This is a genomic window from Streptomyces sp. NPDC021225 (genome assembly GCF_044332865.1).
Classification (GTDB): Bacteria; Actinomycetota; Actinomycetes; order Streptomycetales; family Streptomycetaceae; genus Streptomyces.
Window position 1 is genome coordinate 486,132 of sequence record NZ_JBIRPV010000002.1, and the last position, 12,713, is coordinate 498,844.

Here is a 12,713-nt window from a genome sequence, read left to right on the forward strand (position 1 = left end):
CCATGCAATCGACGCACTCCGCACCGCAGTCGCAGCCTCAGTCCCAGCCGACAGCCTCCGCCGCCCGGCCGGAGGGTTCCGGCCACCTCACGGGCCATGTCCTGGGCGTGGACATTGGGGGCTCGGGCATCAAGGGCGCCCCGGTGGACCTGGTGCGCGGGGACCTGGCCGAGGAGCGCTTCAAGGTCCTGACCCCGCAGCCGTCCACGCCCGACGCGGTCGCCGACCGGGTCCGGGAGGTCGTCGACTCCTTCAACTGGAGCGGGCGGCCGGTCGGGGTGACCTTCCCGGGCGTGGTGACCAGCGGTACGACGCGCACCGCCGCGAACGTCGACAAGAGCTGGATCGACGTCGACACGGCGGCGCTGCTCGGCGAGCGGCTCGGGTGTCCGGTGACGGTCCTCAACGACGCGGACGCGGCCGGCGTCGCGGAGATGACCTTCGGCGCCGGGCGCGGCCGTACGGGCACGGTCATCCTGCTCACCTTCGGGACCGGCATCGGCAGCGCGGTCTTCACCGGCGGGCGCCTGGTGCCCAACACCGAGCTGGGCCATCTGGAGCTGAGCGGCCACGAGGCGGAGAAGCGGGCCTCGACCAAGGTCAAGGACGACCACGGCCTGACCTGGCACCAGTGGGCGCACCGGGTGCAGAAGTACCTGGAGCACGTGGAGATGCTGTTCTCGCCCGAGCTGTTTGTGATCGGCGGCGGGGTGAGCCGCAAGTCGGAGAAGTTCCTGCCGCTGATCGAGGGGATCAAGGCCGAGATCGTGCCTGCGCAGCTTCAGAACAACGCGGGGATCGTGGGGGCCGCGATGGCCGCCCGGGCCGCGACGGCCGGTCCGGCCGGGGATCCCGGCTCCGCTGCCGCTCCCACTGATGCCGCTGGTTCCGCCGGCTGACCATGGCGCCCTTGCGCGCCAGGACGATCAGCGAGGCCAGCAGAGTTCCGGCGTAGAGCCAGCCGGCGTTCAGCGCCAGTGAGGTGAAGACGCCCATCGCCTGCCCGGCCAGGCCCTCCGACCCGTCGTTGATCGGCAGCAGCCCGAACGTGAACGCGATCGGCGCCCCGACCGGCGCCGCCGCCAGGTCCGCCGGGCGCACCCACAGCCCGCACGCCGTGGACACCAGCAGAAAGACCGTGCCGTAGGCGGTGGTGGAGGCGGAGAACAGCAGCGCGTCCAGGCACCCGAAGGTCAGCAGGGCGACGGTGGCCAGCAGACCCGCGCCGAAGCCGGTCAGGCGCGGGGTGGGATAGCGCAGCCCGGCCACCGCGCGCCGCACGGCCGGCCCGATGCCCGGCCCGCGCCGCCGCGGCGCGGCGGCGGCGGACGACGGCACGCGCCGCTTCGCCTCTCCCGCCCCGCCTTTGTGCCGGTCCCTGCCCGCGTTCCTGCCCGCGTTCCTGTCGTCCGCGTCGTCGTCCGCCGCGGGGCGGGGCGGCGGGGCGGCGTAAGAGCGGCGCGGCGTACGGGTGCTGTATGGCTCCACCCGACCAACGTAGGTCGACGGGCGGCGGGAATCCGGCGTTGGACACGCCCTTCGCAGGACCTTGGCAGTGTGTTCGACCGATTGTCGGTCCGGCCGGGTGACACGGGGCGGCCCCGTAGACTGGTGCATCGGCCCCGCAGCGGGCCTCGTCCCTGTCGTCACATTCTCGCTACGGGAAGTTACGGGAAGTCGCCAACGTGTCGCTCACGATCGGAATCGTCGGTCTGCCGAATGTCGGCAAGTCGACCCTGTTCAACGCCCTGACCAAGAACGACGTGCTGGCGGCCAACTACCCGTTCGCCACCATCGAGCCCAACGTCGGCGTCGTCGGCGTCCCCGACCCCCGCCTCGACACCCTCGCCGGGATCTTCGGCTCGGCCCGCAAGCTCCCCGCCACGGTCGACTTCGTCGACATCGCGGGCATCGTCAAGGGCGCCTCCGAGGGCGAGGGCCTGGGCAACAAGTTCCTGGCGAACATCCGCGAGTCCGACGCGATCTGCCAGGTCATCCGCGCCTTCAAGGACGAGAACGTCGTCCACGTCGATGGCAAGGTCTCGCCCAAGGACGACATCGAGACGATCAACACCGAGCTGATCCTCGCCGACCTCCAGACCATCGAGAAGGTGCTGCCGCGCCTGGTCAAGGAGTCGCGGATCCAGAAGGACAAGCAGGCCCAGGTCAAGGCCGTCGAGGAGGCCAAGGACATCCTCGAGGAGGGCCGCACCCTGTTCTCCGCCGGCATCGTCCAGGGCACCGAGCGCGCCGCCGTCCTCCACGAGCTGCACCTGCTCACCACCAAGCCCTTCCTCTACGTCTTCAACGTCGACGAGGACGAGCTCACCGACGACGCCTTCAAGGAAGAGCAGCGCGCCCTCGTCGCCCCCGCCGAGGCGATCTTCCTCAACGCCAAGCTGGAGGCTGACCTCGCCGAGCTCGACGACGAGGAGGCCCTCGAGCTCCTCCAGTCCGTGGGCCAGGACGAACCCGGCCTCGCCACCCTCGCCCGCGTCGGCTTCGACACCCTCGGCCTCCAGACCTACCTCACAGCCGGCCCCAAGGAGTCCCGCGCCTGGACCATCAAGAAGGGCGCGACCGCCCCGGAGGCGGCCGGTGTGATCCACACCGACTTCCAGAAGGGCTTCATCAAGGCCGAGGTCATCTCCTTCGAGGACCTGGTCGCCACGGGCTCGGTCGCCGAGGCCCGCGCGGCGGGGAAGGCCCGGATGGAGGGCAAGGAGTATGTGATGCGGGACGGGGACGTGGTGGAGTTCCGCTTCAACGTCTAGTTCCTCTCCGAGCTCGCCCCCTGATCGACATTTGCGCAGTTCAGGGGGCGATTCGCTGCGTGGATTCGTGCGTTGCGGCGGAATGTTCAAGGTCGGGGTTCGCGAGATGCGACGCAGCGTTTGTGCAAGTCAGGGCGTTGCCGCCCGACTTGTTGAATCCGGGCGGGGTTTCCGGTTGCTGGATTTTTGCTGGTTCGGTCGGCGTGGCTGAGCGGCCTCTGGGAAGTGAGGCCCCCCATGCCGCCCGGCACGGCAGCTCGCTGCGTTGTCGGAGTCGCCCGCTACGCCGCGGCAGGGGGTGCCTCCCCCAGTTACCGCCGGAAGGTGCCCTGCACCGGACGACGCGGGGACGCACCCCACTTCCCCGATCGCCAACCTGCTGGGGTTCGTCGTCGGCCACGTCCTCTACACCGGACAGCAGACCTTGCCGCATCGGCCACACCGGGATGCTGCAACGGGCCTGGGACAGGGTTCTGGAAACCAAGCCGGTGCTGCTGGTCCTCATCGGCTCGGATCTGTCGATGATGGAGGCGCCGCCCACTCTTCGCGTGCCGGCTGTTGTGCGGGGCGGCCCGGGCTGAGGGCGGCTGCGGTGGCGGTGACGTGCCCGTTGCCTGGCAGCTACTCGCCGAGCTGCTTGGCCGCTCAGGATCTTCAGCTGTCGGTCGCTTGAGTGATCGATGGGCATCATTCGTCCGAATGCCCGCCACCTTGTCGGCTATTTGCCCGCAAGGAGTCCGTCTAAATGACCATCGATCTTGGCGGTAGAGGTTGTCCGCAGTGTTGCGCTCGGGTTCGGCGAGTTCGTTCTGGCCTCGCGGGGAGCCCGGCGTGCTCTGCTGTCCCACGATGTGCGCGAGTTCGCCGAGCCGGACGGTCCTGCCGGTGATCGCCTCGTCCAGCAGGTAGCGGTTACACAGCGCGCACCGTCCGCCGCCATCTCCCGCACGATGCTCGTGCCGTCTTGCGTAGGGCCGAACCGCCCGTCTTTGCGCCGGGCTCTCGATTCACCCTCCAGGCCGAGGCAGCGTGCCTTAGCGTGTTGCGGCATGACGGTGCTGATCATCGGTGGCAGCGGGTTCTTGGGGACGGAGCTGCTGCGCGAGGCGCGCGCCAAGGGCTGGGACACGGCTGCGACGTTCCACTCCCGCCCTGGCGACCCCGCAGCCGCCGCCTGGCACCAGCTGGACATCCGCGATCCCGTACGCGTGGAGGCGGTGCTGACCGTGGTGGCGCCGCACGCGGTGATCAACGTGACCAGCGGCGGGGCGGACTGGAAGGTCACCGCGGACGGTTCCATCCACATCGCCATGGCCATCGCGAAGCTCGGGATCCGTCTGGTGCACGTCTCCAGCGACGCCGTCTTCTCCGGCAGCCGGGTCCACTACGACGAGACCTGCGCCCCAGACCCGATCACGCCGTACGGGGCCGCGAAGGCCGCCGCCGAGACAGCCGTGCGGCTCCTGTGTCCGGACGCGGCCGTCGCCCGCACCTCGCTGATCATTGGGAACGGCCATTCCGAACACGAACGCCTGGCGCACGCGCTGATCGCCGGAACGGGGGAAGGTGTTCTCTTCACCGACGACGTGCGCTGCCCCGTGCACGTCGAGGACCTGGCCGCCGCCTTGTGGGAACTCACGCGATCGGACGGGGCCGGCCTCTTCCACCTTGCCGGCCCCGACGCTCTCAGCCGTTACGACCTCGGTGCGCGCATCGCCCGGCGCGACGGCCTGGACGCATCCCGTCTGCCGTCTGGGCGCCGAGCGGACACGCGCCTGCCCGGGCCACTCGACGTGCGCCTCGACAGCCGCGCTACTGAGCTTCGCCTGACCACCAGGCTCCGTGGTGCCCGGGAGTTCCTTGGCGAGGCGTAGGAGAAGTGCGGGCTCCCCCTGGCGGGCACCGTGATGCTGGCCTTGGCCCCTGCGTGGCACGACCGGCCCGGTGCCGCACGGCCGGAGGGAGGCACCACACTAACATCAATGTTGCTAACGTTGATGTTAGTATCATGGATGGAGGTCGGTAGGCATGGCGGACTTTGTAGGCCGTCGGCAGGAACTGGCGACGTTGGAGCGAGAGCTGCGGAAGGTCGCGGCAGGGGTTGGCGGGGAGCGGCCCGGTCGGTGCGTGATGTTGCGCGGGCGGCGCCGAGTGGGCAAGTCGCGACTGGTCGAGCGGTTTGCGGAGCACTCCGGAGCCCCGTTCCTGTTCTACGCGGCCACTGGTGCGTCCCCCAGGGATGATCTGGCGCGGCTGGCTCGGGACGCCCAGGCATCGACGCTGCCGTTGGCGGGGCTGGTGGCCGCCGCGCGGCCGGAGAGTTGGGATGCCGCGTTCGACGTGCTGGCTGCGGCGCTGCCCGCTGACCGGGCGAGCGTGCTGGTCATCGATGAAGTGCCGTACCTGATGGATACCGGTGGCGCCTTTGAGGGGATGCTGCAGCGGGCCTGGGACCGGGTGCTGGAAACCAAGCCGGTGCTGCTGGTCCTCATCGGCTCCGATCTGTCGATGATGGAGGCGCTGAACAGCTACGGGCGACCCTTCCATCAGCGCGGCCGGGAGATGGTGCTGGGACCACTCAACCCCGCCGAGGTGGGACAGATGCTTGGGCTGGATCCGGCGGAAGCTTTCGACGCTGCGCTGGTCACCGGCGGGCTACCGTTGATCTGCGCGGAGTGGCCGCGTGGCGCGGGGCTGTGGGATTTCCTCGGCGAGGCGCTGAGTGATCCGGTCTCCGCCCTGCTGGTGTCGGCCGAGCGCTCGCTGGCTGCCGAATTTCCGCCGCAGGCCCAGGCGCGTACGGTGCTGGCGGCCATCGGCAGCGGCGAGCGGACCTTCACCAACATCGCCCGTGCGGCCGGCGGAATCGGGGCCACGCCACTGCAGCGAGCGCTGGAGCTGCTGACGGACAAGCGGATCGTCGCCGCGGAGCTGCCCGTATCGCTGCGTCCGTCGAAGGATCGCCGCTACCGGGTGACAGATCCCCACCTGCGGTTTTGGCTGCATCTGCTCGGCCCGTCCATGGAGGAGATCGAGCGGGGGCGGGGCGATCTGACCCTGGCGCGCATCCGGGAGAACTGGACCAGCTGGCGCGGCCGGGCCGTCGAGCCCCTTGTCCGTGAGGCCCTGGCACGGATACTGCCCGATGACCGGCTGCCCGCGGCCCCCGCAGTGGGCGGCTACTGGACCCGCACCAACGACGTCGAGATCGATATCGTCGGGGCGGATCGCGCCCCAATTGCCAAGGAGCTGCTCTTCGTCGGCTCCATCAAGTGGCTGGAGCAGTCGCCCTTCGACCGGCACGACCTGGCAGCTCTTCATCGACACCGGGCCGCTCTCACCGACGAACCCGTTCCGGTGATGGCGGTCTCGCGAAGCGGCGTGGACTCTCTGGGCCTCGATGCCGCATACGGCCCCGGCGATTTGCTCACCGCCTGGCCGTTGTGAGTGGCGGGCTGCGAGGCGCGGGGATGGTCCCACGCGAGGCTGCCAGTCGGTCGTACGCTCAGTTGCTGGGAACGGTCCGTCGTCGCAGCCGTTTCGCCGGGGACATCGCCGCTGTTGCGTGAGCTGCGCGACGGTGGCGATCGCCGACAGCCGGATACGTGCTGGATCGGGCGCCACCGGGGGACGTTTCCGCAGGTCACTGCGGAGTCGTCGATGTTCCGCTTCAACGTCTAGTTCCTCCCCGAGCTCGCCCCCTGATCGACATTCGCGCAGTTCAGGGGGCGATTCGCTGCTTGGATTCGTGCGTTGCGGCGGAATGTTCAAGGTCGAGGTTCGCGAGATGCGACGCGGTGTTTGTGCAAGTCAGGGCGTTGCCGTCCGACTTGTTGAATCCGGGCGGGGTTTCCGGTTGCTGGATTTTTGCTGGTTCGGCCGGCGTGGCTGAGCGGCCTCGGGGGAGTGAGGCACGCCCCCACGCCGCCCGGCACGGCACCTCGCTGCGTTGTCGGAGTCGTGCGCTACGCCGCGGCAGGGGCACGCAGACCTTGCCGCATCGTCCTCGCGTGCCGACTGTTGTGCGGGGCGGCCCGGGCTGAGCTGCGGTGGCGGTGACGTGCCCGTTGCCTGGCAGCTGCTCGCCGAGCTGCTTGGCCGCTCAGGGTCTTCAGCTGCTGGTCGCTTGAGTGATCGATGGGCTATCGTCCGTCCGAATGCCCGCCGCCCTATCGGCTGTTTGTCCACAAGGGGTCCCTCTAAATGACCATTGATCTTGGCTGTGCTGGCACTCTGTGATGCATGGCAACTCGCAATGATCTGGTTCGGCGCCATGCCGAGAGCCTTGTCGCGGAAGCGCTCGATGACACACGCGTGGTGCTGGTCAACGGCGCCCGTCAGGCGGGGAAGTCGACCTTGACCCGCCTGACCGCCGCGCGTCGCCGCGACCCCGTCCTGCGTCTGCTCGACGACGCGGCGACCCTGCGTGCCGCGATGGACGATCCCACGGGATTCGTCGAGCACGACTCGATGATGCTCATCGATGAGATCCAGCTTGCGCCGGAACTCCTCCGTGCGATCAAGGTGGCCGTCGACCTCGATCCGACGCCGGGGCGCTTCCTGCTGACCGGATCCTCGCGGATCCTTGCCATGCGGACGCTGCCGGATGCGCTGCCCGGCCGTATGGAGGTCATCGAACTGTGGCCGTTCTCGCAAGGGGAGATCAGCGGCGGTCGGGACCGGTTCGTCGACGCGGCGTTCACTCACGGCCCCGGCCTCAGCCGCACCTCCGCTCTGCGTAAGCGCGACTATCTGGACCGCGCGGTCGTCGGTGGATTCCCCGAGGCCGTCAAGCGCACGTCCCGGCGCCGGACCGCTTTCTTCAACGCCTATCTTTCGACGCTTGTCGAACGTGATGTGCTGGAGCTCGCCAGTATCGAGCGGCACGGCGGGATCCTGAAACTCCTCGGTCTCCTTGCCGGGCGGACTGGAGGGCTGCTGGTCCCTGCGGCGCTCGCCACCGCCTCGGGTATTCCCCGCACCACGCTGGTGCGCTACCTGGAACTGCTTACCTCAGTCTTTCTGATCAAGACCATTCCGGCCTGGACCTCCGGGCTGACGGGAAGGACGGTGGGGACTGGCAAACTCGCCTTCGTCGACACCGGGATCGCCTGCCATCTGACGGGCCAGGACGCCGCCCGGCTCGCTGAGCCCGACGGCGCGGCCGGTGCCATGTTGGAGAACTTCGTCGTCATGGAACTCGCCCGCCAGCTGACCTGGTCCGAGCAGCAAGGCCGCCTCTTCCACTATCGGACCAAGGACAAGGTCGAGGTAGACGCGGTCATCGAGACGCCGCGAGGCGACGTGATCGGCATTGAGGTCAAGGCCGGGGCCACCGTGCGCACCGAGGACCTCTCGGGGCTGCGCAATCTCGCCAACCTGCTCGGGGACCGGTTCGTCGCCGGCTACGTCCTCTATACGGGGCAGCAGACCTTGCCGTTCGGCGACCGGATCCGGGCTCTGCCCATGGACGCCCTGTGGCAGCTGAGCCCCTGACGGGCGGTGGGGCCGGTGGGGTGACCCAGCGATTCCATGCCTGTTGCTGGATCGGCGCTGGATGGTCCGGCCGGATTTGCCGTTTCCGCAGGTGACTGCGCTGTTCCCGACGTTCCGCTTCAACGTGTAGCGGGGCCTCTTCCGGCAGGTCGACCGGCCCTTCCCGGCCGATGCGAGCGCACTCGAGACTCGCATCGGACAACTGCCCCTGACGTAGCACGGCGGCTCAGTCACCACGCCTGGCAGTCCTACTCGTCTTCGGCGACCTGGATGATCGTCTTGCCGGGGGTGCGCTTTTCGGGCGCGAAGGCGGCGGCCGCCTCCTGTAGCGGCCGTACCGCTCCGACGATCGGCTTGAGCCGCCCCTCGCGCAGCCGCTGCGCCAGGTCGGCGAGGCGGACCCGGTCGGGTTCGACGACGAAGAAGACCGCGCGTCCGTCCGTGGGGTGGACGGTGACCGGCTCCGCGATGGTGACCAGCGTGCCGCCGGCCCGCACCAGCGCCGTGGAGCGCTCCAGGATCTCGCCACCGATCACATCGAGTACGACGTCCACCTCGCCGATGTCCTCCAGGCGCTCGGCGTGCAGGTCCATGAACGTGTCCACGCCGAGTTCCAACGCGGTGCCCCGGTCGTCGGCGCGGCCGGTGCCGAACACCCGGGCGCCCACCTCGCGGGCGAGCTGCACGGCGAGGGAGCCGACGCCGCCCGCGGCGCCGTGGATCAACACGGTCTGTCCGGTGGTGAGGCGGCCGTGGTCGAAGAGGCCCTGCCAGGCCGTGAGTCCGGAGATGGGCAGGGCGGCGGCCGTGGTGTGGTCGACGTCGGCGGGGAGCGGGGCGAGGTTGCGGGCCTCGACTGCGGTGTACTCGGCGAGCGAGCCGTTGCGGGCCCAGTCGGCGAGCCCGAAGACACGCTGGCCGACGGTCAGGCCGGTGGTGCCGTAGCCGAGCTCGGTGACCACACCGGACAGTTCGTGGCCGGGCACGGACGGCGTACGGTCGCGGCCGGCCCGGTCGGTCCAGGTGCCGGGCCAGGTCAGCTCGCCCGGGGTGAAGCCGGCGGCGTGCACGCGGACGATCACGTCGTTCTCGGCGGCGTGCGGGTGGGGCAGCTCGGTCAGGGTGAGGCCGCCGATGCCGGCGTCGCGGTCCTGGACGGTGATGGCTCGCATGGATTCCTCAGGCGTGGGGGGCGGCGGGCAAAGGCCCTGGCGGTCGATGTGCGTCGGCTGTGATCGCATTTTCGGCGATATGGGCGAAGCATCCCAGATGTCTGGTCCAATCCCGTGCCATCCTGCTGGGTCATTTGCCGGGCTACGGCAGCTGCGGCGTCCTGGCCGAAATCGGCCAGTCGAGGATGGCGGCGCGGGAGTGTCCTTGTCGTACCCGTTTGTGCCCGGATGCAGGGTCCACGCCGAGCGCGAGGTTGTGGGGATTCCCCCGATGTCGGCACCGGCACTCCGCGGCCACGATGCACATGGCGCCGCCGCGCCGCCTCCCGGGCCGCTCGCCTCAGCCGTGGACCCCGACAGGCACCAGCGGTGACGCCCTCCCGTCGAACCGGACAGAAAGCCGTCCCGTGCTCACCTTTCCGTTGCACAGCCTCGTGCGCTCCGTCCTCGTCGAACTGGGCGAGGGCGAGTGGACGGTCGAGGAGACCGACACCTGGTGCCATGTCAGTCCGCCGACCGGCCGGGCGCGGATCCAGGGCTGGAAGCTCCATGTCTCGGCGACACCGCTGTCAGTGCCGCATGTCCTGCACCGTGCGGCCGAGGTGCTCGTCGCCGCGGGCTGCTCCTTCAAGTTCGCGGGCAGTCTGCGGCTTGTCGACGAGATGACGTCGGCCGGTTACGACCGTGCTCAGTGCGGCAAGATCATCACCGCGTATCCCCGCGACGACGACCAGTTCAGGTCGCTGGCCGAGGAACTCGACGCGGCTACGGCCGGCCTGCCGGGGCCGGCGATCCTCTCCGATCGCCCGTACCGCAAGGGCAGCCTGGTCCATTACCGGTACGGGGCGTTCCGCGGGAAGCCGGTCCTGACCGACGACGGCTCGTACGAGGCGCGGATCGAGGCGCCCGACGGCACCTTGGTGACCGACCACCGCAAGGCGTGGTTCGCCCCGCCCGAGTGGGCGGCCCTGCCGCTCGCCGGGCCGCCGGGGCGGGCGGCGAAGCCTCCGGCCGTGCCCGGGCCGGTGCTGCTGGACGGCCGGTTCGAGGTGCGCGAGGCGATCCGCCACTCCGCGCGCGGTGGTGTCTACCGGGCGCTGGACCGCAAAACCGGGCGCGAGGTGGTCGTCAAGCAGGCGAGAGCTCACGTGGGCGGCGGCCTGACCGGGGAGGACGCCCGGGTGCTGCTGCGCCGTGAGGCCCGGAACCTGTCCGAACTGGCGAGTGTGTGCCCCGAGTTGGTGCACGAGTTCGAGCAGGACGGCCACGCGTTCCTTGTCGAGGGCCTGGTCGCGGGGGAGCCGCTCGCGCAGTGGGTCCGCACGCGCGAGGTGGAGGCGCCGGACGACAGTGGAATGGTCCCCGCCGAGGCCGTCGCGCTCGCGGCGGACCTGACCCGGCTGCTCGTCGAGGTGCACGGCCAGGGTCTCGTCTACCAGGACTTCACGCCCAACAACGTGATGGTCACTCCCGAGCGGCGGCTGGTGCTGATCGATCCCGAGTGGGTCACCGCCCCCGGAACGTGGATCACGCGAGCGATGACTCCCGGCTTCGCCTCCCCGGAGCAGTTCGCCGGGCCGCGCTACGGTCCCGCCTTCGGTCCGGAGTCGGATCTCTACTCGCTCGGCACGGTGCTGTGCTACGTGGCCACCGGTGTCGCACCCGTCTTCGCGGCGGACGAACCAGATCTCCGCACACACAGCGAACGGATCCGCTCCCTGCTGGAGGCGGTCACCGCGGAGCGCCCCGCGGCGCGGCTGCTGGCGCCTGCCGTGGTCGGCCTCACGCGGGAAGACCCGGCCCGGCGCTGGAGCGTGCGACGCGTCCAGGACTTCCTGGACGGCCTGGGCGAGCCAGGGACCGTCCGCGACACCGGCACCCGGCCGCCCGGGCGGGCCGAGTGGCTGCGGCTCGTCGACGACGGGCTCACGTACGTGCTGCGCACCATGGCGGACCCGGCCGACGGGCCGAAGCGGCTGTGGCCTGCCGGGCCCTTCGGCGACAAGGCCGACCCGTGCGCCGTTCAGCACGGGGCGGCGGGTGTCCTGGGGACCCTCGTCCGCGCCGACGAAGCGCTGGACCGGGGCGACCTGCGGGACGCGATCGCGCGGGTCGTCGAATGGATCGACACCACAAGCGCCGATGTGCCTCGCGTCCTTCCCCGGCCTCTACTTCGGCCGCTCGGGTGTCGCCTGGGCGCTGTACGACGCCGCGCGCCATCTCGGCGACACCGGCCTCGCCGACCGCGCCGCCGAACTCGCCCTGTCCGTCCCCGTGTCCTGGCCCAACCCGGACGTGTGCCACGGGGTCGCCGGAGCCGGTCTCGCCCAGCTGCGCTTCTGGTACCGCACCGGGCGGGAGGAGTTCCTGGAGCGTGCGGTGGAGTGCGCGGACCGTCTGGTGGCTGTCGCGGAGACCACGGCACGGGGGGTTGTGTGGCCGGTACCGGACGACTTCGACTCCGCGCTGGCCGGTGCCCGCCATCTCGGCTTCGCCCACGGTGTGGCCGGCATCGGAGCCTTCCTGCTGCACGCGGCGCACGAGACCGGAGACCAGCGGTACGCCGACCTGGCCACCGCCGCGGGGCAGACCCTGGTGGCCGAGGCGGAACGCGGTCCCTGGGGCGCCCGCTGGCGCTCCGACGTGGCGCAGGAGCCCGGCACGGGGCTGCTCTACCACTGGTGCAGCGGCTCCTCGGGCGTCGGCACGTTCCTGCTGAGCCTGGCGTCGGCCACCGGCGACGACGCCTGCCTGGAGCTGGCGAAGGAGGCGGCCGCGGCCGTCCACCGGGTCCGCTGGTCCGCGCCCACCGCCGCCTGCCACGGGCTGGCCGGCGACGGCGAATTCCTGCTCGACCTCGCGGAGGCGGTCCCCGACGGACCGTACCGCCGCTGGGCCGAGGACCTGGCCGGTGTGCTGTACCAACGGCACACCGTTCGGGACGGCCTGCTCGTCATCCCCGACGAGACGGGCGCCACGCTCCGGGCCGACTACCAGACCGGCCTGGGCGGCCCGGTCCAGTTCCTGCTGAGGCTCGCACACGGCGGCCCGCGCCCCTGGATGCCGCGGTCCTGACCTCGGTGATCACACCCACTCCGACGACCGACAAGAGACAGAGGAAGAGGAAGAGACATGGACATCGATCTCGACGCGTTGCAGCTCCTCCCCGCCGCGGAGACCGCCGCCATCTGCTGGTTCACCTGCCTCGGCAGCTGCAACGGCTTCACCTGCGACGGCACCTGCGGGCGTACGGACGCGTGACGCACCGCAA

8 protein-coding genes and 2 pseudogenes are annotated in these 12,713 nt (G+C 70.3%); 8 read left to right on the top strand and 2 right to left on the bottom strand.

From position 1 onward, the window contains the following. Nucleotides 1-2: 2 nt before the first annotated feature. Nucleotides 3-899 (top strand): polyphosphate--glucose phosphotransferase, encoded by an 897-nt coding sequence (gene ppgK / locus ACH4S9_RS10335; RefSeq protein ID WP_311727541.1) that lies wholly within the window; start codon nt 3-5, stop codon nt 897-899. Nucleotides 900-921: 22 nt separating this feature from the next. Here ppgK and ACH4S9_RS10340 read toward each other — a convergent pair. Then, nucleotides 922-1,617 (bottom strand): annotated as a pseudogene (locus ACH4S9_RS10340) (DUF6542 domain-containing protein); the annotation flags it as partial. A 68-nt stretch (nt 1,618-1,685) separates the two neighbouring features. Here ACH4S9_RS10340 and ychF point away from each other — a divergent pair. The 4 genes from ychF to ACH4S9_RS10360 all read left to right on the top strand — a co-directional run bounded on the left by ychF (nt 1,686) and on the right by ACH4S9_RS10360 (nt 8,270). After that, nucleotides 1,686-2,774: a redox-regulated ATPase YchF gene (ychF, locus tag ACH4S9_RS10345; RefSeq protein WP_311727542.1), complete on the top strand. Its 1,089-nt coding sequence runs from the start codon at nt 1,686-1,688 to the stop codon at nt 2,772-2,774. 1,049 nt (nt 2,775-3,823) lie between these two features. Further along, entirely contained in the window at nt 3,824-4,648 is an 825-nt protein-coding gene (locus ACH4S9_RS10350; RefSeq protein ID WP_398371081.1) for an SDR family oxidoreductase, read from the top strand. 154 nt (nt 4,649-4,802) lie between these two features. After that, nucleotides 4,803-6,221: an ATP-binding protein gene (locus tag ACH4S9_RS10355; RefSeq protein ID WP_385345499.1), complete on the top strand. Its 1,419-nt coding sequence runs from the start codon at nt 4,803-4,805 to the stop codon at nt 6,219-6,221. Between the two features lie 795 nt (nt 6,222-7,016). After that, the gene (locus ACH4S9_RS10360; protein WP_398371084.1) at nt 7,017-8,270 is read left to right on the top strand and encodes an ATP-binding protein; all 1,254 of its coding nucleotides are present in this window, start codon (nt 7,017-7,019) and stop codon (nt 8,268-8,270) included. A gap of 248 nt (nt 8,271-8,518) precedes the next feature. Here the strand turns inward: ACH4S9_RS10360 and ACH4S9_RS10365 are convergent, their stop codons facing one another. Beyond that, the gene (locus tag ACH4S9_RS10365; protein WP_385345495.1) at nt 8,519-9,442 is read right to left on the bottom strand and encodes an NADP-dependent oxidoreductase; all 924 of its coding nucleotides are present in this window, start codon (nt 9,440-9,442) and stop codon (nt 8,519-8,521) included. A gap of 305 nt (nt 9,443-9,747) precedes the next feature. On the opposite strand from ACH4S9_RS10365, the pseudogene ACH4S9_RS10370 reads away from it, so the two are divergent. From ACH4S9_RS10370 to ACH4S9_RS10380, 3 genes and pseudogenes are all read left to right on the top strand, one after another. Then, nucleotides 9,748-11,544 (top strand): annotated as a pseudogene (locus ACH4S9_RS10370) (serine/threonine protein kinase); the annotation flags it as partial. Between the two features lie 40 nt (nt 11,545-11,584). Further along, nucleotides 11,585-12,517 (top strand): lanthionine synthetase LanC family protein, encoded by a 933-nt coding sequence (locus ACH4S9_RS10375; protein ID WP_398371086.1) that lies wholly within the window; start codon nt 11,585-11,587, stop codon nt 12,515-12,517. Between the two features lie 57 nt (nt 12,518-12,574). Then, the gene (locus ACH4S9_RS10380; RefSeq protein WP_311727550.1) at nt 12,575-12,703 is read left to right on the top strand and encodes an ALQxL family class IV lanthipeptide; all 129 of its coding nucleotides are present in this window, start codon (nt 12,575-12,577) and stop codon (nt 12,701-12,703) included. Nucleotides 12,704-12,713 lie beyond the last annotated feature (10 nt).

Excerpts from the sequence above, each read along its gene's own strand:
- ppgK (WP_311727541.1), top strand. The coding sequence starts at position 3 with ATGCAATCGACGCACTCCGCACCGCAGTCGCAGCCTCAGTCCCAGCCG.
- ACH4S9_RS10350 (WP_398371081.1), top strand. The coding sequence starts at position 3,824 with ATGACGGTGCTGATCATCGGTGGCAGCGGGTTCTTGGGGACGGAGCTG.
- ACH4S9_RS10355 (WP_385345499.1), top strand. The coding sequence starts at position 4,803 with ATGGCGGACTTTGTAGGCCGTCGGCAGGAACTGGCGACGTTGGAGCGA.
- ACH4S9_RS10360 (WP_398371084.1), top strand. The coding sequence starts at position 7,017 with ATGGCAACTCGCAATGATCTGGTTCGGCGCCATGCCGAGAGCCTTGTC.
- ACH4S9_RS10365 (WP_385345495.1), bottom strand. The coding sequence starts at position 9,442 with ATGCGAGCCATCACCGTCCAGGACCGCGACGCCGGCATCGGCGGCCTC.
- ACH4S9_RS10375 (WP_398371086.1), top strand. The coding sequence starts at position 11,585 with ATGTGCCTCGCGTCCTTCCCCGGCCTCTACTTCGGCCGCTCGGGTGTC.
- ACH4S9_RS10380 (WP_311727550.1), top strand. The coding sequence starts at position 12,575 with ATGGACATCGATCTCGACGCGTTGCAGCTCCTCCCCGCCGCGGAGACC.